Origin of the sequence: [Pantoea] beijingensis (genome assembly GCF_022647505.1) — a bacterium.
Classification (GTDB): domain Bacteria; phylum Pseudomonadota; class Gammaproteobacteria; order Enterobacterales; family Enterobacteriaceae; genus Erwinia; species Erwinia beijingensis.
This window is the reverse complement of the sequence record NZ_CP071409.1, coordinates 1,446,129-1,465,178: the sequence shown is the minus strand read 5'-3', so window position 1 is coordinate 1,465,178 and position 19,050 is coordinate 1,446,129. Positions and strand designations below refer to the sequence as shown.

Annotated in this window: 15 protein-coding genes and 1 pseudogene; 9 read left to right on the top strand and 7 right to left on the bottom strand. The window is 52.6% G+C overall.

Annotated elements, in window-relative coordinates; all coding sequences use genetic code 11:
• Positions 1–149: 149 nt before the first annotated feature.
• From J1C60_RS06585 to J1C60_RS06560, 6 genes are all read right to left on the bottom strand, one after another.
• Positions 150–1,199, bottom strand: coding sequence for an ABC transporter substrate-binding protein (locus tag J1C60_RS06585; protein ID WP_128176495.1), 1,050 nt, complete (start codon positions 1,197–1,199; stop codon positions 150–152).
• 35 nt (positions 1,200–1,234) lie between these two features.
• Positions 1,235–2,212, bottom strand: coding sequence for a TauD/TfdA dioxygenase family protein (locus J1C60_RS06580; RefSeq protein WP_128176493.1), 978 nt, complete (start codon positions 2,210–2,212; stop codon positions 1,235–1,237).
• Complete coding sequence (locus tag J1C60_RS06575) at positions 2,209–3,768, bottom strand: FAD-dependent oxidoreductase (protein ID WP_206612502.1); 1,560 nt, start codon at positions 3,766–3,768, stop codon at positions 2,209–2,211. The genes J1C60_RS06580 and J1C60_RS06575 overlap by 4 nt, the downstream gene beginning before the upstream one ends.
• Before the next feature lie 3 nt (positions 3,769–3,771).
• On the bottom strand, positions 3,772–5,499 hold the full coding sequence (locus tag J1C60_RS06570; protein WP_206612501.1) for an ABC transporter permease: 1,728 nt from the start codon (positions 5,497–5,499) through the stop codon (positions 3,772–3,774).
• On the bottom strand, positions 5,484–6,590 hold the full coding sequence (locus J1C60_RS06565) for an ABC transporter ATP-binding protein (RefSeq protein WP_206612500.1): 1,107 nt from the start codon (positions 6,588–6,590) through the stop codon (positions 5,484–5,486). The genes J1C60_RS06570 and J1C60_RS06565 overlap by 16 nt, the downstream gene beginning before the upstream one ends.
• Before the next feature lie 276 nt (positions 6,591–6,866).
• The gene (locus J1C60_RS06560) at positions 6,867–7,925 is read right to left on the bottom strand and encodes an ornithine cyclodeaminase family protein (RefSeq protein ID WP_128176490.1); all 1,059 of its coding nucleotides are present in this window, start codon (positions 7,923–7,925) and stop codon (positions 6,867–6,869) included.
• 180 nt (positions 7,926–8,105) lie between these two features.
• Here J1C60_RS06560 and J1C60_RS06555 point away from each other — a divergent pair, with 180 nt between their 5' ends.
• Positions 8,106–9,512 carry an MmgE/PrpD family protein gene (locus J1C60_RS06555; protein WP_128176488.1) on the top strand — a complete coding sequence of 469 codons (1,407 nt, stop codon included), beginning with the start codon at positions 8,106–8,108 and terminating at the stop codon, positions 9,510–9,512.
• A gap of 224 nt (positions 9,513–9,736) precedes the next feature.
• Here the strand turns inward: J1C60_RS06555 and apbC are convergent, their stop codons facing one another.
• Positions 9,737–10,849, bottom strand: a complete 1,113-nt coding sequence (gene apbC, locus J1C60_RS06550) for an iron-sulfur cluster carrier protein ApbC (protein ID WP_128176487.1) — start codon at positions 10,847–10,849, stop codon at positions 9,737–9,739.
• A gap of 274 nt (positions 10,850–11,123) precedes the next feature.
• Here apbC and metG point away from each other — a divergent pair, with 274 nt between their 5' ends.
• The 8 genes and pseudogenes from metG to J1C60_RS06515 form a co-directional block, all read left to right on the top strand.
• Positions 11,124–13,151: a methionine--tRNA ligase gene (gene metG, locus J1C60_RS06545; RefSeq protein ID WP_128176485.1), complete on the top strand. Its 2,028-nt coding sequence runs from the start codon at positions 11,124–11,126 to the stop codon at positions 13,149–13,151.
• Positions 13,152–13,284: 133 nt separating this feature from the next.
• Positions 13,285–13,677 (top strand): CidA/LrgA family protein, encoded by a 393-nt coding sequence (locus tag J1C60_RS06540; RefSeq protein ID WP_128176483.1) that lies wholly within the window; start codon positions 13,285–13,287, stop codon positions 13,675–13,677.
• Complete coding sequence (locus J1C60_RS06535; protein WP_128176481.1) at positions 13,670–14,362, top strand: CidB/LrgB family autolysis modulator; 693 nt, start codon at positions 13,670–13,672, stop codon at positions 14,360–14,362. Before J1C60_RS06540 ends, J1C60_RS06535 begins: the two co-directional genes overlap by 8 nt.
• 129 nt (positions 14,363–14,491) lie before the next feature.
• A complete protein-coding gene (gene cdd / locus J1C60_RS06530; RefSeq protein WP_128176479.1) occupies positions 14,492–15,382 on the top strand; it encodes a cytidine deaminase in 891 nt (296 codons plus the stop codon).
• Positions 15,383–15,831: 449 nt separating this feature from the next.
• The gene (locus J1C60_RS06525) at positions 15,832–17,529 is read left to right on the top strand and encodes an NAD-dependent malic enzyme (protein WP_128176477.1); all 1,698 of its coding nucleotides are present in this window, start codon (positions 15,832–15,834) and stop codon (positions 17,527–17,529) included.
• Positions 17,530–17,664: 135 nt separating this feature from the next.
• Positions 17,665–18,387 (top strand): outer membrane permeability protein SanA, encoded by a 723-nt coding sequence (gene sanA / locus J1C60_RS06520; protein ID WP_128176475.1) that lies wholly within the window; start codon positions 17,665–17,667, stop codon positions 18,385–18,387.
• Between the two features lie 151 nt (positions 18,388–18,538).
• Complete coding sequence (locus tag J1C60_RS18675) at positions 18,539–18,694, top strand: transposase domain-containing protein (RefSeq protein WP_128176516.1); 156 nt, start codon at positions 18,539–18,541, stop codon at positions 18,692–18,694.
• Positions 18,652–19,003 (top strand): annotated as a pseudogene (locus tag J1C60_RS06515) (IS4 family transposase); the annotation flags it as partial. The gene J1C60_RS18675 and the pseudogene J1C60_RS06515, both read left to right, overlap by 43 nt.
• Positions 19,004–19,050 lie beyond the last annotated feature (47 nt).

The following is a 19,050-nucleotide window of genomic DNA, read 5'->3' as shown; positions in this document are numbered from 1 at the left end:
CATTTTTCCGGTCGCGGTAATTGAGGTTCACGTGCGTTGTTGCCATGCTGGTTTTGCTGGGATGGGCGCTGTCCCGGGGGATGACGTTTTCCTACCCGGCCTTGACCGGGCGTGCCCCGCACCCGATCAAAAGACGAAATTAACATCTATTAATGACGATTAAAAATCTCACCGAAACGGGCCAGAAAAGCTTGTGACTCCGCACCGCCAACCGCCACATCGCCACTTTCCGGTTTTAACGTATCCAGCTTCGGCAAATGTCCCGGTGCTTCCGCATCAGGATGCGTCGGCCAATACGCCCCTGCCGCCGCAACCAGTTCTTGCCCCTCTTTACTCGCCAGCGTTTCCATAAGTAGTTTTCCGCCGTTAGGGTGCGGTGAATGAGCAAAAATCCCCACGGGTTGGGTCACCAGAATCGCGCCTTCATCCAGTACATAGAAATCAATCGGCTGCCCCTTTTCACGCGCAGTAATAACATTTTGTGATGAGACCATTGGCGATAATAGACGTTCGCCTGTCGCAATCAGGCGTGCGGAATCGGCGTTCCCACGGGTGAACAGAATATCCTGATGTGACAGCGCATTAAGCATATCCCAATTGAGTTTACCGCTCTTCAGTAATGCCAGGAAAAATGCCTGATTGGACGCCGCCACTTTCGGATCGCCCAACAATAATTTGCCTTTCCATTTCGCTTCGGTGAATCCCTGCAAACTTTTCGGCAATTGTGATTTATCCGGGAAGGCCCGCGTATTGTACGCAGCAGTCAGCAGGCTTACGCTGGTAATATACCAGGAGCCATCAGGATCTTTGTATTGCGCCGGCAACCGATCAAAATCACCAACTTTATAAGGAACAAACCATCCCTTTTCTTTCCAGGCGTTGGCGACAAAAATTTCATTAATCATGACCACATCGGCCAGCGTTTTACCAGCAGCCCTTTCAGATTCAATCGTAGGGATCAAATCGAGAGACTGTTTTTGTACGATCTTCAGCGTAATATCCGGGAAATTCGCCTTCCAGAAACTTACCAACTTACGGTTGGTATCCTGGCGAAAGGTATTATAAAACACGACGTCTTTCTCTGGCTTCGCCGCAGCATAAAGCGTAGCGAAACGCTGATTCAGCGGTTCTGCATGAGCAGAGGAGAAGATCAGCATGCCCAGTAACAGGCTGGCGACGAGTAGGCAATTTTTTAACATAGTATGGTTTCCTGGAAAAAAATAAAAAATGCGATTTACAGTACCCGACGCGGTGTATTCGCCAGCAGTGCCTGCCCCTGAAATTGGGTACGCAGCATGATGCGGCGTTGAGTTTCATCAATCGGCGTTCGGTGATGCATGGAATAACGGTTATCCCAAATCAGCACATCGCCCGGCGTCCAGTGGTGTGTCCACGTCAGGCTATTGTCAGTGGCCGCTGCCCAAATTTGATCCAGTAATGCCTCACTTTTTTCAAATGGAAGGCCATCAATAAACTGAGAAGGAAACGCCCGACGGCGTCCGGGATATAATGCAGATCGCCCATTATTCGGATTACGGATAACTAACGGATGAAAGGGCCCGGGCACCTCTTCAGGTCGGGTGGGTAACGCAATACCGGGTCGTAATATCCCCGCGCTATTGCGGCTGGCGTCATGTTTTGCCCACAATCCTTCAATTTCACGCTTAAGCGGTTCCGGTAGCCTTTCATACGCCAGATATTGGTTAGAGAATGAAGTATGACCGCTGTCAGCCGGCGCTTCCAACGCATACAGCATGCTGCCTATCGGCGGCTCAGCGATATACGAGTTATCAGAATGCCAGACCACTTCCAGACTCCCCAACCCGTCGTTTTCACGTGCTGGCTTACCGTCGGCACCCAGGTTGGTATTGAGCATGATCTCCGGAAATTCATCATCCAGTTCAATGCCCGCAGCGCGAATATATTGACGATTCGCGCCTTCCTGTGGCTGACCAAAAATTTGGGCGGCTAAAAGAAATGCCTTTGGCTGCAAATACTGACCGGGAAACAGCAGCACCAGATGATCCTGCCAGGCTTGTCGCAATCGCGTCGCCAGGACATCATCGATTTGCTGTGACAAATCAATTCCGGTCACTACTGCGCCCAGCGCGGCACCCGTGGGGCGAATCGTCAGTCGGTCAATATCATTTTCTGGAATCACGTGCGGCGGCCGTGGAAAAATCAGTTCGTCCAATCGCTGGAAACCGTTCATAGCAACTCCCGAGATAACAGACCTGCGGCGTGCTTTCCCGCCACCTGACCGGTAATAAAACACTCGGCCAAATTACCGGCGCCAAGGTATAAAAACCCCCAGATGCTGCCGAGTTCACCGACGGTATAAAGACGGGGAATAGGTTCTTTGAATGGATTAAGCACACGTTGCTGCGCGTCATGGGCGGGGCCTCCCTGGGTATTATTTACCAGCGGCCACAGTCGCCCGACATAAAATGGCGCCGTTTTGATTGGCAACATACTCGTGCCCGGGCGGGAAAAATCTTCATCCCGCCCACGCTCACACTGTTGATTCCAGCGGTCGAGACTTGCCTGCACCGTCGCAACATCGGCCCCTATCAAGGCGGCCAATGCCGCGACTGAGGCCGCTTTCTGCAGAATACCGTTCTCCACCTCTTTCAGGTTATCGTCACTCCAGACATAGGGGGCAATCGTGCGATCATTAAGGACCGCCTGTCCGAGTGGATAACGCTTACGCCCCTCTTCATCCACCACCAGAAACGCCGGAATATGCGGAAAACTCTGGGTTGTGGGATCGAACTGATCCAGCGGGCGGTGGCCGGTATCCTGAAAATAGGGATGATACTCATTCATAAAACGTTGGCCCCGCTTATTAAGCGTGATCCATGACATTGCCACTTCCGGTGTATTAATTTCCGGTGTCCAGTCAGGCAAACGTTTAACCCGCAGGGCAAAGGGATAATGCTCATCAACGTGGCGAAAGCCATATGAACCATGGAAATGCCACATATGCCAGAGGTCGGCCCCTGCCGCTTGCGCCATACGAATGCCATCACCCGTATTCGCACGCGTTGCCGCCGCCAGCACCGGGCGGATCTGCCAGTATTTACGTTGCATAACCGGGTCCGCTTCAAAGCCGCCGGTAGCGAGGATTACGCCCTTACGTGCGCCAATATGACGTACTTGCCCCTGCTGGCGGACGGTTAATCCGAGGATTTCTCCATTTTCGCCGATGACCAGACGCTCTGCCGGTGTTTCAAGCCGGACTTCAATATCGCGGACGCGAATATTATCGTGCAGCAATTTAAATACGTTTGGCCCCAACAAGCGCCCCCGCGCGTGCGGATAGTCGCGACGCGCATCAAACCCAGGGATATCCGTGACTTCCACAATACCGAACGCATCGTGACCGGGAAAAGGATAGTTGCCGCCACGGTCGCGCACCCGGATTGTGGCGCCATTAACCTTCGCTAACTCCCGGAAATAGCGTTCCAGGCCAAGCATGCCCTCCGTCATCATTTCCAGTACCGGGTCCGGAACATCCGGTCCTACCGTCTTCCGCAGATATTCCAGCCCTTTCTGTCGATCGGTTACCGTGCGTACGCCACCTCCGGCACAAATAGAGATGCCACCGGGATCCGGCATCTTCTCGATCAACAGAACGCGCGCACCGCTGTCGTGCGCGGCCAGTGCGGCGGCGGCGCCAGCAAAGCCAAACCCCACGACCACAACGTCAAACCATTCAGTAAATGTGGGCAACGCCGTACTTTTTATCTGCATGTTATTATCGCTCATCGGTTATTCACGGCTGGAAATGGTTCTGCCGGATACTTTCCAGACAATGCCAAGAATTAAAACGCTAATGGCGACGATAATGACCGATAGCGCAGCCGCCAGCTCAATAGACCCATCAGCAATGTATTGCATGATGACCGTTGACATGACCTGTGAATCGGTTTGCGCCAGCATCACCGACATCGACAACTCACGGATACTCAGTGAAAACACCAGCACCCAACCAATTCCGACGGAAACGTTGAGTAACGGCAAGGTGATATCCAACATGATGCGCAGCCAGCCAGCACCCGCAATGCGAGCCGCTTCCTCCAGCTCTACTGCTATTTGCCGTAGTGCAGTCCGCACCAGTACAAAAGCCACCGGTAACAATTTTGCGGTGTAAGCGATCAGCAACAGGGAAAGGGTGCCATAGAGCACATTGATATAGCCCAGCATGATACCGACGCCAAAAGCGATAGACGGAAAGCCATAGGCAATCATGATTAACAGGGTGATTGCGCCTCGCCCCGCCAACTGTGTTCGCTCCACCACCCAGGCACAAATCACCGCCAGGCTGGCGCATAGCGTGGCGGTCGAAAAAGCCAGCGTCAGACTATTTTTCAAAGAACCAAAAGCGGTATCGCTTTCATCAAACAGATGGCGATAGTTTTCCAGTGCCAGATTATCGAGTGAGATATCAATACCTAATACCTTAATCAGCGACAATAGCAGCAGCGCCGATAACGGCAGAATCACACTCACAAAGACCACCACAACCACCGCGCCGCCCATCAGCCAGCGCCAGCGGCCCAGCGGCAACACCTGCCCTTTCGTCACTTTGCCACTCAGCGTGCGGAAATCATCACGTCCGATAAACAATCGCTGGACGGCCAGACAAAGTAAGGTGTAGAGCACAATCGGCACCGCGATTGCCGCCGCCAGATTCAGACGCGGTGGAAACGAAACCAGATCATACAGTTTGGTGGTCAGCACCGAGAAGTTCGCCATCGTGCCGATAACGGCCGGCGCGCCAAAGGAGGACAGCGTATCCAGCATCACCAGGATAGTACTGGCGAGTATCGCTGGCAAAACCAACGGTAGCGTAATGGTCAGTGTGCTGCGCAACCGGCCGGCCCCCAGAATACGGGCAGCCTGCTCATAGCTGGCATCGACGTTATTCAACGCCGAAAGAACCGAGAAAAAGACCAGCGGATAGAGATGAATGGTTTCAATCATCACCAGTCCATTGAAACTGATGATGTCAAAAGGTGGCGTATCCAGCGACAGGGCCTGCATTAATAGTGTATTAAGATAGCCGGAATTAGGTGCCGCCAGAAAAATCCAGGCGATAACGGTAATAAACGTCGGGATAACGAAGGTGATACCGACCGCACCAACAATCAAACTTTTGCACGGTGTATCGGTCCGTGCCACCGTCCATGCCAACAGCGTCCCGATAAAGGTTGAGCACAGAACCACGTTAATAACCAGCCGCAGCGAATTCCAGGCCGCATCCAGCATACCCGGCTCGTTAATAACGGTCCGAAAAGTATCCAGTGTAAAATGACCATCCTCTGCCGTCAGGCTAAATTTAAACAGCCAGAGCAAAGGCCAGGCAACAATACCCAGCAACACCAGAATCGCGGTACCGATGATCAGCCATTTTATCGGTTGCCACGCCACTCTCCCGTGAGCCGGAGAAAGGTTAAGCGAGCACAGCTCATCAACCCGACTCATGGCAATACCCATGCACGATCATCTTCGACGATGATGTTAAGTGTGCCGCCTGGCGCATCCCGGAACTCAACTGACAATTGCTCATCCCCCAACGCCAGGGTCACATCGTAATGGTTGCCGAGAAAAATACTGTTTATGATCGGCAACGGAATACCATCGCTACGCTGCTGAAAATCTTGCGGGCGGATCACCACGCTGCGCTGCTGTCCCAACCAGCTGGCTCGGGGGCTTTGCTCATCGGCACGCGCCCAAAAACGTAGTCTGCCCCCCAGCTCAAGCTGAACCCTCGGCTGAAAAGCATCAACCGCGACCACGCTGGCACTCAAAATATTGGCCCTGCCAATAAAGCTGGCAACGAAACGATTTTGTGGGCACTGCCATATTTGTTGAGGCGTCCCGACCTGCTCAATACGTCCGGCATTCATGACCACGATACGATCGGCTAACACCAGCGCCTCTTCCTGATCGTGGGTCACATGCAGCATCGTTACGCCAACGCGTTCCTGTAACGCTTTTAATTCAGTACGCATCACCTGACGCATGGCTGCATCCAGGTTCGATAACGGTTCGTCCAGTAGCAATAATGAAGGCTCGGTGACCAGTGCCCGCGCCAGTGCAACACGCTGTTGTTGGCCACCGCTCAGATCGGCAGGTTTTCGTCCTGCATAGCCGGTGAGGTTGACGATATCCAGCATCCGATTCACACGTTGCTTAAGCAGTTCCGCTTTAACCCCCGCAATTTGCAAACCATAGGCGACGTTATTGAAGACGGTTTTATGGGGCCAAATGGCGTAGTTCTGAAACATCATGCCCAACTGACGCTTCTCCGGCGGGAGCATTACGCGGGAGCTGGCGGCCAACTGACCATTTAAATGAATTTCGCCCGCATCAGGCTGAATAAAACCAGCAACCATTCGTAGGGTGGTGGTTTTCCCGCAGCCGCTGGGGCCAAGTAATACCACGCGTTCACCCGGCGCGATGGCTAAATCGATCCCATCGACGGCACGGTGTTCACCCATCACCTTGCTGAGTCCACGCAGCGCAAGTCTGGGCAAAGAAGGGGTGTCTTTTATTTCCTGGGGTAAAGAGAATGCAACAGCCAAAATAACACTCCGGAATTAGAATAATAATTGTTCAGGTTCTCCGGCTACTATAGGTAACGTTTCGCTCTCGTTTAACTGTTAAGATCGGCAAAGCTAATGCAGAAATGAACTATACGCATACTCATTTGGACAGCAGCGAGATGGAATAATCGGTGAAAACAGGCCGGGTGTTCAAACGGCGCAACACCGCAGCGAATCCCCTGGCGTACCGTCAGGTAAATGACGGGGATAAACCCACAGAGTCAACGATCCTGAAGTACGATGAATGACGAATATTCAGGAATGCACATCCTGCGTAAACCACTCATCCGGCAGCTCCACTCCCCGGCCAGCGGCCAGCGCTTTCTCCAGCAGCACGGCGCCTGCTGCGGCAAATTGATATCCCAGACCGTGATAATTTAAGAACGCGGTAATCTCTGCTGCCGACTGACGTGCCTCAACCTGTCCGGAAATGAGTGCAGACAGTGCAGGAGCCTGATCCAGCGTCCGCATCAGGGGAGAGGATTTTTCCCGATGTTCAATGCCGCGGGCAACCACTAAATGATCGTCAGCCATGTTGCCAGGATCGTGCACGATAATACGGTCAAATATCTTCAGCTCATCCGCAGCCAGTTCCCCTTCCCGTATCGATCCCACGTGCATACCTGGGCGCAGCCAGTCGTGTGAAAGCACCGGCTGAAGGCTATTTGTGGCACACAATACAATATCCGCCTGCCGTACGGCTTGCTCTGCGCTGACGGCGGCTTCAACGGGTATACTGAGTTGTTGTTCAAGCTGCTGCGCAAATATCCGCCGACGCGTTTCATCAGGACTGTAAATATACAATTTATCCAGTGAACGTACCGCGGCGATAGCCTGCGCCTGCGCCCCTGCCTGCCAACCACTGCCAAGAATGGCCGCCGTACGGGCATCATGGCGTGCCAGATAATGCACACCTAAACCACTGGTTGCCCCAACGCGCATACGCTGGATCACACCGTCAGGAAACAGGGCCAGAGGCGCGCCGGTTTGTGTATTAAATAACATCACCAACCCGACCCAGCGGTTACCGGCAGCCGCCGGTATTTTCACTTTGCGGGTTTTACCGTTGTGGGTGGGAAAGGACAAAATATCGGAGTTAATCCTGACCGCACCAATAGCGTATCGCGGTACTACTGCCCCCACCATTTTTAGTAAATAGACAGAATCAGCCCGGGCCGTTTCTGTAATCATGTCTGAGCGGTGTCCGTTTACCGCTTGTCCTGCGGCGACATCGCGATACGTATGCTCAAATGCATCAATACAATCCCGCATTGAGAGTACGGCGTTAATATCATCATTAGAGAAAATAAACATGCGTCAACGTTGCCTGCTATCAAGTCATGGTCGGGGATAAGTCGTGACTATCTGGTTTTGAGCAGGAAAAGACAAAGAACAAAACAGGTTAAGCTTTGCTGTTTTACGCACAAGACAGCAGGACGTTACGCGCCGATAATTGACGGATTTGATGATCTGACCGATCTCCGGAGACAGAATATGTCGGTACGCAAAGTTGATATGTCACTTCCCGTGGCGGGACACGCATTAGCCGAAAAAATAGCCGCTGTCCTGACACCTCTTCAGCTCGATAACATCCCCGAAAAAGCCATCACGGTAGCCATCAATGATCTGCTGGATATGGCGGGATTGTGTATCGCTGCCCGGCGCAGCGACTATATAACAGCACTGATTAATACTGACGATCAGCAAGGGAACTGTACCGCATTGGGCCACGCCGCCGGGTTTTCTGCCAGTGGCGCAGCGCTGATTAATGGGACGGCCACTCATGGTGAAGACTTCGATGATACGCTGGAGGGCGCGCCGATTCGGGTTGGCGCGATGGTATTACCTGCGGTTCTCGCCGCGGCGGAACGGCATCATCGTTCCGGTGAGGATGCCTTGCGTGGGATCGTTGCTGGCCTGGAGATGGTGTGCCGGTTTAATCACGTGGTTCCAGGTGCTATTCATAAAGCCGGCTTTCATCCGGTTGGTGTGATTGGTGTACTCGGCGCAACGGCCGGGGTTGGCGTCACGCTCGGGCTAAATCAGCAGCAACTTACCGATGCGTTTGGCATTGCCGGCAGTTTTGCTTCTGGTCTGGGGGAGTTTCTCAGCGAAGGCGCATGGACTAAACGTTTACATCCGGGTTGGGCAGCCCAGTCAGGGTATAAAGCTGCATTACTTGGGCAAGCCGGTTATAACGGCCCCCGTACAATTTTTGAAGGCCCACGTAACCTGTTTCGTGTCTTTAGCCGCGACGCCCCGGCAAATTATCCCCCCCTAATCGATGGGCTGGGAGAACAATGGATGATGGAGCGTATTGCTTTCAAACCTTACGCTTGCGGCACCATGATCCATCCCTTCATCGACTGTATGTTACAAATGCGTCAGCAAGGTATTCACGCCGAAGATATCATCTCGGTTGAATGCGACACGGGCGAAGGTTTGGTTGACCGGCTCTGGGAACCATTAGCCAGTAAACAGCGTCCGACCTCCGGCTACGCGGCGAAATTCAGTATGCCATTCGCCATGGCCATCTCTTTTTTTGAAGGTGATGCCGGGCTGGAACAGTTTACTGACGACAAAATCGATTTACCGCAGGTACTGGCGCTTGCGGCAAAAATTCGTTATCGCATCGATCCTCATAATGAATATCCGCGTAATTACAGCGGCCACGCCCGCGTGACATTTACGGATGGTCGCGTACATGAGTGGCGGCAACCCCATTTCCGCGGGGGCGTCAAAGAACCGCTCACGCGGGACGCGCTGATTGAAAAATTCCGACGTAACATCGCTTACGGCGGATTACCTTCAGGATATGGGGAAGATTTGCTGCAATATTGCCTGAATATTGCCCGCGTTGAGGATGTAGCCAGCCTGGCTCGATTCAGAACCCCAACATAAATACAGTATTTTTGCTCGCCCGTAGCGGACGCGGACACCGTGCATATTCGTCCTGTGAATGAGGCCGAAACCGTCCTGGCGTGCGCTTTTGCAGGGCGGTGACGAACAGAGCCGTGGCCGATTGCCACACTGCCGCGGCGAACCCGGAAACTGCGTCCTCACTTATCAGTCACTGCCGTCTGCGCGCCCTTAGTATCGCGGACACGCAAACGGCTTACCTCAACTTACACCGCGCGGAAGGCGATTTCGCCGGGGATCACTTCACCCTGCCAGTAAAGCTGTGCCGCCACGGCGCCCGCAAGCTGACGATAGATCGCGGTAAAATCGCTCTCCGGACGGCGGATCACCGTTGGCAGGCCTTCATCCAGGTCTTCCCGCAGCGTAATATGTAACGGTAGTTGCCCTAACAGACGCGTGTTATAGGTATCCACCAGCGTTTGCGCGCCACCGGTTCCAAAAATGGCCTCGTGATGTCCGCACTGGCTGCAAATGTGCATACTCATATTTTCGACGACGCCAAGCACCGGTACGCTCACCTTATCAAACATCACAATACCCTTGCGCGCATCGATCAGGGCGATATCCTGCGGGGTCGTCACCACAATCGCGCCGGTGGCCGGCACGTTTTGCGCCAACGTTAACTGAATATCACCGGTTCCCGGCGGCATATCCAGCACCAGATAATCCAGCTCCGGCCACAGGGTTTCATTCAGCATCTGCATCAGCGCCTTACTCGCCATCGGGCCGCGCCATACCATGGCGTTGTCATCCGTCACCAGATACCCAATCGAGTTAGTTGACAGACCATGTGCCACGATAGGTGCCATATGGGTGCCGTCCGGCGATGTCGGACGCTGACCTTCGGTACCCAACATATTGGGCACCGAAGGGCCATAAATATCCGCATCAAGAATGCCGACTTTCGCCCCTTCAGCCATTAGTGCAAGCGCAAGATTCACCGCGGTGGTGGATTTACCCACGCCGCCTTTACCGGAACTCACCGCAATAATATTTTTAACGCCGTTAACGCCTGGTTGATTTTTCACCCGTTTCAGCGTGGCAATATCGTGACTCAGACGCCAGTCAATCGCCTGTGCGCCAGTGATACGCAGTAAGTCAGCGCTGGCGGTTGCTTTTAAATCCTCAAAAGCGCTGTTCCAGGCAAAGGGCATCACCAATTCGATATGCAGCTTATTGTCCATCAGCGCAACATGGTGCAACGCTTTAAGCGTAGTCAGGTTATGCTTCAGCGTCGGATGTTCAAATGTGGTCAACACTCCCATCACCATTGCGCGCAATGTTTCCGGTGAGTAATGACCATGGGATTGTGAATTCATCCCGGCTCCTTGGTATTTTCATTGTAAATGACAGGTAAAATCGTGCGAAATTGCCCTCTCGCTTAAGCATACCAGAAGTGTTGGTACTGGCGTGTTAGCCGGCAGAAATTTCGCACCTGCGGGTAATAACGCGACACAGATTTTGTACTAAGGCTCACCGACCACCCCGGTGGCATAAGATTTGTCCGCCGCTGGAATAAGCCTTGTTTACGCCGGGCCAGCCTTTCGGTTAACATCTAAACCCCTTTTTAAATCAGGTATAGCAAGTTCTACTATGACTCAAGTCGCGAAAAAGATTTTGGTAACGTGCGCACTGCCGTACGCCAACGGTTCTATCCATCTCGGCCACATGCTCGAGCATATCCAGGCAGATATATGGGTCCGTTACCAGCGAATGCGCGGCAATCAGGTTTACTTCATCTGTGCTGACGATGCGCACGGCACGCCGATCATGCTGAAGGCTCAGCAGTTGGGGATCGCCCCCGAACAGATGATTGCCGAAATGAGTCAGGAACATCAGACTGATTTTGCAGGCTTTAATATTAGCTATGACAACTATCATTCCACGCATAGCGACGAGAACCGTGAGCTGTCATCACTTATTTATGGTCGCCTGAAAGAGAACGGGTTTATTAAAAATCGGACCATTTCTCAGCTGTACGATCCTGAGAAAGGAATGTTTCTGCCCGATCGCTTTGTGAAAGGCACCTGCCCGAAATGTAAGTCTCCCGATCAATATGGCGATAACTGCGAAGTCTGTAGCGCAACCTACAGCCCGACCGAGCTGATTGATCCTAAATCTGTCGTCTCGGGTGCGACACCGGTGATGCGTGACTCTGAGCACTTCTTCTTTGATTTGCCAGAATTCAGCGCCATGTTGCAGGCGTGGACGCGTTCAGGCGCGTTACAGGAGCAGGTCGCGAACAAGATGCAAGAGTGGTTCGAGTCCGGACTTCAGCAGTGGGATATTTCCCGCGATGCGCCCTACTTTGGCTTTGAGATCCCGGATGCGCCAGGCAAATATTTCTATGTCTGGCTGGATGCGCCTATCGGCTATATGGGCTCATTCAAAAACCTGTGCGACAAGCGTGGCGACATCGACTTTGACGCCTTCTGGAAGAAGGATTCGGAGGCTGAGCTTTATCATTTCATCGGTAAAGATATTGTCTATTTCCACAGCCTGTTCTGGCCAGCTATGCTGGAAGGCAGCAACTTCCGCAAACCGACTAATCTGTTCGTTCACGGGTATGTCACGGTTAACGGTGCCAAAATGTCAAAATCCCGTGGCACCTTTATTAAGGCCAGTACCTGGCTTGAGCATCTGGATGCAGACAGCCTGCGCTATTACTATGCCGCAAAACTCTCTTCACGCATTGATGATATCGACCTGAATCTGGAAGACTTCGTCCAGCGAGTTAACGCCGATATCGTGAATAAAGTGGTGAACCTGGCCTCCCGCAATGCGGGCTTCATCAACAAACGTTTCGACGGAAAACTGGCTGATACACTGGCCGATCCGGCGCTTTACCAAACCTTTACCGATGCCTCAGCCAGCATTGGCGAAGCCTGGGCTAACCGTGAATTCAGCCGCGCAATTCGCGAAATCATGGCATTGGCCGACGTTGCCAACCGCTATGTTGATGAGCAGGCGCCGTGGGTTGTGGCCAAACAGGAAGGACGCGATGCCGATCTGCAAGCGATATGCTCCATGGGCATCAACCTGTTCCGCGTACTGATGACATGGCTGAAACCGGTTCTGCCTTCGCTTAGCGAACGCACCGAGGCTTTTCTTCAACATCAACTGTGCTGGGATGGCATCAACCAGCCGCTGTTGGGCCATAATATCGCCCCCTTCAAAGCGCTTTATGGCCGTATTGAAATGAGCAAAGTGGATGGCCTTATTGCGGCCTCGAAAGAAGACGCAGCCGCCGCATCCGTCGTTTCTGGCCCTCTGGCCGACGCGCCGATCGCCGATACCATTCAGTTTGATGATTTTGCCAAAGTCGATATGCGAGTCGCGCTAATCCAAAAAGCAGAACGGGTAGAAGGCTCCGATAAACTGCTGCGTCTGGTGCTGGATATGGGCGGCGAAACGCGCCAAATTTTCTCCGGAATTCGCGCCGCTTACCCCGATCCGGCCGTACTCGAAGGGCGCCTGACCATCGTGGTGGCTAACCTTGCGCCGCGTAAGATGCGTTTTGGTCTTTCAGAAGGTATGGTGCTTTCGGCGGGCCCTGGGGGTAAAGACTTGTTCCTGCTGTCAGCGGATAGCGGCGCACAACCCGGGATGCCGGTCAAGTAATGTTAACAGGGGCAGAGTCCTGCCCCTTCTTCTCGCTTATGCCTCGCGTTATTGCTGTGCTGCCTCTGCGGCAAGCGCTGGCACGCTTCGTTTTTTCATCGTACGATGATCGCGTTAAAAACAGGAGTTTTTCATGCGCAACGTGCTCGCCATCACCTGGTGCTATATCCGTGCCTTTGCCATCATCTATCTCTGTCTGTATGCCGGTGAGGCGCTGTCCGCCCTGCTTCCGATTACCATTCCGGGTAGTATCCTCGGTATGCTGGTTCTTTTCTTTTTGCTGGCATCACAAATTCTCCCCGTGCGCTGGGTGAAACCCGGTTGTCATCTACTCATCCGGTATATGGCGCTGCTCTTCGTACCCATTAGCGTAGGGGTGATGGGCTATACCGATGTTCTTAGCGCTCAATTCGGACCGATTGTCGTTTCCTGCATTGTCAGTACCCTGATAGTGTTGGTTATTGTGGGAGTGAGCTCTCAACGCCTGCAGGATCGCGCTTCCGACAGGAAAACGAATAATGAATGATTTCTGGTGGTCGCTGCCGCTCACACTGCTGGTCTTTTTCGCTGCGCAAAAACTTGCTGCGAAGGTGAAGATCTCCCTGTTTAACCCGCTGCTGATCTCTATGGCTGCGATTATTCCTCTGCTACTGATGATCAATATGCCTTATGCACGCTATTTCGCCGGGAGCTCGCTGCTGAATCATTTACTGCAACCAGCCGTGGTTGCTTTAGCATTACCGCTGTATGAACAAATCCACCAGATTCGTACACGCTGGAAATCACTACTCAGCGTTTGTTTTATCGGCAGTCTGGCTGCGATGATATCCGGTACCGCCATTGCTCTTTGGCTGGGGGCTACGCCCGAGATTGCCGCCACTATATTACCAAAATCAGTGACAACCCCCATCGCGATGGCGGTATCATCCTCGCTTGGCGGTATTCCGGCGATCAGCGCAATTTGCGTGTTAGTTGCGGGCGTATTAGGTGCAGTATTCGGCCATATGCTGCTGAATTTGCTGGGCGTGCACAGTAAGGCCTCGCGAGGGCTGGCAATTGGCAGCGCCTCCCATGCGCTGGGCACCGCGCGCTGTGCTGAGGTCGACTTGCAGGAAGCCGCATACAGCTCACTGGCACTGGTGATCTGCGGCATTATCACTTCGCTGTTGGCCCCCTTCCTCCTTCCGTTATTACTGCTGATTTTTGGGTAGAAGTTGCGAGAGATCTCGCAAATTGTAATTAACTTTCATTTATTGCATTGATAGAGCGATACAGATCACATATAACCAGCTGATTGCACCGTAGAATCGGTCGCCCAACTGGCCAATGAGAGGCATTTAATGCATTTACGTTTTCACCGCGCTTTTGCCACGCTGTCTTCAGAGCTGCAAACAGCGTTGGCGCCCATTATGGACGCCGATGACTTCTCTGCCTCATTAAGCGCAGCGCACATTGAAAGGCTCAAGCAGCAGACACAGCTGGATGCTGATGCTTTAGCATTTGCATTACTGCCACTGGCAGCGGCTTGTGCGATCACGCCGCTTTCTCACTTCGATGTTGGCGCGGTTGCGCGTGGTAAAAGTGGCCGCTGGTATTTTGGCGCTAATATGGAATTTACAGGCGCTACCATGCAGCAAACCGTTCACGCCGAACAAAGCGCGATTACCCATGCCTGGTTATGCGGTGAAACAGCGCTGGAAGCCATCACCGTTAATTACTCGCCTTGCGGACACTGCCGCCAGTTTATGAACGAGCTTAACAGTGGCACAGATTTGCAAATTTTCTTACCCGGACGCGATCCCGCAACACTGAAAGATTATCTTCCTTATGCTTTTGGTCCCCGAGATCTTGATATCAAGACGCTGCTGCTTGATCCAATCGATCACGGTTATCACATGCAGGGCGATCGGCTCGAACAGGCCGCCATTGCCGCAGCTAATCACAGTCATGCCCCTTATAGCCAGGCACATAGTGGCGTGGCACTGGAAACCGAGAGCGGTGCCATCTATGCCGGACGTTATGCAGAGAATGCGGCATTTAACCCTAGCCTGCCTCCGCTGCAGGCTGCACTGATTTTAATGAATATGCACAGCGAAGACATTATGCAGATCAAACGCGCGGTGCTGGCAGAACATCCGCGTGCCACGCTGGAACAGCATCAGGCAACGCAGGCGACGCTGAATGCGCTTGGTTGTCAAAATCTGCGCGTTGTGGCATTAGGCGATCGCTAAGCGCTCTATCTCGAACGGAGGGCGTAACGTCAACGGCATTCCATTCATCCTTCGGATGACCAGTCAGGACCGGTTAGCGCCGGCCCTTTGTCGTTCGCCTGTGCGACAGCAGAAGATATTTGCCAGTCCCGCCGGCGAGGGAGACACTCACGACACCGGCTGAGGACAGAAAAATAATTAACCTTTAGAAGCCAGAAAAATGAGCTCAACGACACCCATCCCCCTCTAAATAACGGGTATTATGAATTCTCGTTAACTAAAGCTGTACTTCTGCGCGTTTTTTCTTAGGATCGGTGGCACACAATTCATTCGCAATATTCAGGTGTTAGCGTCGCAGTCATATCACATGTGGCCAGCGCACAGAAATGACGCGTGTTTGATGCGTGTAAAAAAAAACGAGCACTGTCCAAATTTAATATGAACTCTGTAAGCCCGCAGGAGCATACCGCATGGAATTTGAACACGAGAGTAAAAGGCCGCTTTATATCCCCTATGCCGGACCGATACTGCTGGAGTTTCCGCTGCTGAACAAAGGAAGCGCTTTCTCCATCGAAGAACGCAATGATTTCAATCTAAATGGTCTGCTACCCGAGACCGTTGAAAGCATCGAAGAGCAGGCTGAACGCGCCTGGCGTCAATTTCAGGACTTTAAAAACGATAACGATAAGCACGTCTACCTTCGCAATATCCAGGACACTAACGAAACGCTTTTTTACCGCCTGTTGGACAACCATCTTGAAGAGATGATGCCGATCATCTATACCCCAACGGTTGGTGCAGCCTGTGAGCACTTCTCAGAAATCTATCGTCGTGCCCGCGGCTTGTTTATCTCCTATCCGAACCGTGCCAGCATTGAAGACATGCTGCAAAACGCCACTAAGCAAAATGTAAAAGTTATCGTGGTGACGGATGGAGAGCGTATCCTCGGCTTGGGCGATCAGGGCATTGGCGGTATGGGGATCCCGATTGGTAAACTGTCACTTTATACCTCATGTGGCGGCATCAGCCCGGCCTATACGCTGCCGGTGGTTCTGGATGTCGGCACCAATAACCAGCAGTTACTGAATGACCCGCTATATATGGGCTGGCGTCATCCACGTATTACCGGCGAAGAGTACGATAAATTCGTGAATGAATTTATCCAGGCGGTAAAAAGCCGCTGGCCAAATGTTCTGCTGCAATTTGAAGATTTCGCACAAAAGAACGCCATGCCGCTGCTGGAGCGTTATCGCGACGAAGTTTGCTGCTTTAATGACGATATTCAGGGAACTGCCGCCGTAACACTCGGCACCTTGATTGCCGCCAGCCGTGCGGCAGGCAGCAATCTGAGCGATCAAAAAGTCGTCTTCCTCGGTGCGGGTTCCGCAGGTTGCGGTATCGCTGAGCAGATCATTGCCCAGATGAAATCTGAAGGCCTGAGCGATGACGAAGCGCGAGCTCGCGTCTTTATGGTCGATCGTTTTGGGCTATTGACCGATAAACTGCCAAACCTGTTGAATTTCCAGAGCAAGCTGGTACAGAAGAACGAAAACCTGGCGAGCTGGGATACTCAGGATGACTCGCTGTCGCTACTGGATGTGGTACGCAATGCGCAGCCTGATATTCTGATCGGCGTATCTGGTCAGCCGGGTTTGTTCAGCGAAGAGATCATCCGCGAAATGCATAAGCACTGCCCACGTCCTATCGTGATGCCGCTTTCCAACCCGACGTCTCGTGTCGAAGCCACACCGGCAGATATTATGGCATGGACCGACGGTGCTGCACTGGTGGCGACAGGTAGCCCATTCGCGCCGGTAACCTGGAAAGAGAAAACCTTCCCTATCGCGCAGTGCAACAACTCCTATATCTTTCCGGGAATTGGACTCGGCGTTATCGCATCAGGCGCCGTTCGCGTAACCGATAGTATGCTGATGGCTGCAAGCCGGGCACTGGCCGATTGCTCACCGTTGGCAAATGATGGCATCGGTGCCGTTCTGCCGGAAATTAAAGATATCCAGGGCGTATCAAAGCTGATCGCAATGGCTGTGGGTAAAGCCGCACAGTTAGCGGGCGTTGCCGTCGTCACTTCTGAAGATGTGCTATCGAAGTCGATCGCGGCCAACTTCTGGTTACCGCAGTATCGTAACTATCGTCGTACATCCATCTAACCGTCCATAACGGGCGCACGCAGCGCCCGTTATTATTAATAATGCGTCGGCAATGATCCATGTCACTTGCTTCATCGCATCGGCTCAAGTAGCCTTGAACCATTCGATTTTTTGCTACCCTGAGCGCCTTAAAGCATGCTAAAACGCTTGATTTATAGTCTGATTATCATCATATCGTTGATGGTACTGACTGCGCTCGGCCTCGATCGCTGGATTAGCTGGAAAACAGCCCCCTACGTTTACGACGATTTAACTTCGTTACCGCATCGGCAGGTAGGCGTTGTGCTAGGCACCGCAAAGTATTATCGGACCGGCGTGATCAATCAGTATTATCTTTACCGTATGCAAGGGGCAATTAATGCTTACAACAGCGGTAAGATAAATTATCTGTTACTAAGCGGCGATAACGCCCAGCAGAGCTATAACGAGCCGATGACCATGCGCCGTGACCTGATTGCGGCTGGAGTGGAACCCGCAGATATCGTACTTGATTACGCCGGGTTCCGTACGCTGGATTCGATTGTACGTACGCGCAAAGTCTTTGATACCAATGACTTCATTATTATCACTCAACGCTTCCATTGCGAACGCGCGCTGTTTATTGCCTTGCATATGGGAATTCAGGCACAGTGTTACGCCGTTCCCTCACCCAAAAATATGCTCAATATCCGTTTCCGCGAAGTCGGTGCCCGCCTTGGCGCCCTTATCGATCTCTATTTAATGAAGCGCGAACCTCGTTTTCTTGGCCCGCTGGTGCCTATTCCTGCGGTACATGACATCCCGGAAAATGCCCAGAGCTATCCCGCCGTCACGCCAGAACAACTGCTGGAACTGCAGCAAAAACCAGAGAAGAAATAACGCTTTTGCGACATAAAAAAAGAGGCTTTCGCCTGGTGCCGATCGTTTAAAGATCGGTTGACCGATGCGGTGGCTGGTGTAAAAGGGTTCATGTTCTTCATGGCCCCTTTTTCAATGGAACTTTCACAAGCATTTCACCGCGCCTGACGGGATTCTGAGCTTCGCTGACCCGCTTTCACCCGACCTTATCCAGCAGGCTTTTTCTCTCACTGATACTGTCACCCTTCGCAAACGTGAGTTTCCTCCTGAGCCCATGGTCCCGCGGGTAATCGGTGGGCGTTGGGAAGCACGCTCCCGGAGAGGGTGAGACAGGCGCTGTGAGGTATCCTGCAGACATATAACCTGGTGCGATACCCGATCATCAAGATGGCGTTCAGCCTGGAGGAGGATTATCTGCCTTATCAACGAAGTTTTAGCGGTGCGGTATCGGAGATATTACGGTTGTTAATCGGGTTACCCCGGGCATCGTCGTGAGCCATTCCGGGCCATCAGAAACACTTTTACCGTAGCGCAGAGATGCTGAAACTGCCCTCAAGGCGGGAGCGGGAATATGCGAGGGACGTGAGAGAAAAGGTCGAAATATCCCTTAAAAAACAACGCCGGCCACCTTGAGTGACCGGCATTAGGTTTTCGCATCCTTTTTAATACGATCACAACATCGCC

Bases quoted from the DNA above. Each gene is read 5' to 3' on its own strand.
- J1C60_RS06585 (WP_128176495.1), bottom strand. From the start codon at position 1,199: ATGTTAAAAAATTGCCTACTCGTCGCCAGCCTGTTACTGGGCATGCTG.
- J1C60_RS06580 (WP_128176493.1), bottom strand. From the start codon at position 2,212: ATGAACGGTTTCCAGCGATTGGACGAACTGATTTTTCCACGGCCGCCG.
- J1C60_RS06575 (WP_206612502.1), bottom strand. From the start codon at position 3,768: ATGAGCGATAATAACATGCAGATAAAAAGTACGGCGTTGCCCACATTT.
- J1C60_RS06570 (WP_206612501.1), bottom strand. From the start codon at position 5,499: ATGGGTATTGCCATGAGTCGGGTTGATGAGCTGTGCTCGCTTAACCTT.
- J1C60_RS06560 (WP_128176490.1), bottom strand. From the start codon at position 7,925: ATGTTTATTTTCTCTAATGATGATATTAACGCCGTACTCTCAATGCGG.
- J1C60_RS06555 (WP_128176488.1), top strand. From the start codon at position 8,106: ATGTCGGTACGCAAAGTTGATATGTCACTTCCCGTGGCGGGACACGCA.
- apbC (WP_128176487.1), bottom strand. From the start codon at position 10,849: ATGAATTCACAATCCCATGGTCATTACTCACCGGAAACATTGCGCGCA.
- metG (WP_128176485.1), top strand. From the start codon at position 11,124: ATGACTCAAGTCGCGAAAAAGATTTTGGTAACGTGCGCACTGCCGTAC.
- J1C60_RS06540 (WP_128176483.1), top strand. From the start codon at position 13,285: ATGCGCAACGTGCTCGCCATCACCTGGTGCTATATCCGTGCCTTTGCC.
- J1C60_RS06535 (WP_128176481.1), top strand. From the start codon at position 13,670: ATGAATGATTTCTGGTGGTCGCTGCCGCTCACACTGCTGGTCTTTTTC.
- cdd (WP_128176479.1), top strand. From the start codon at position 14,492: ATGCATTTACGTTTTCACCGCGCTTTTGCCACGCTGTCTTCAGAGCTG.
- J1C60_RS06525 (WP_128176477.1), top strand. From the start codon at position 15,832: ATGGAATTTGAACACGAGAGTAAAAGGCCGCTTTATATCCCCTATGCC.
- sanA (WP_128176475.1), top strand. From the start codon at position 17,665: ATGCTAAAACGCTTGATTTATAGTCTGATTATCATCATATCGTTGATG.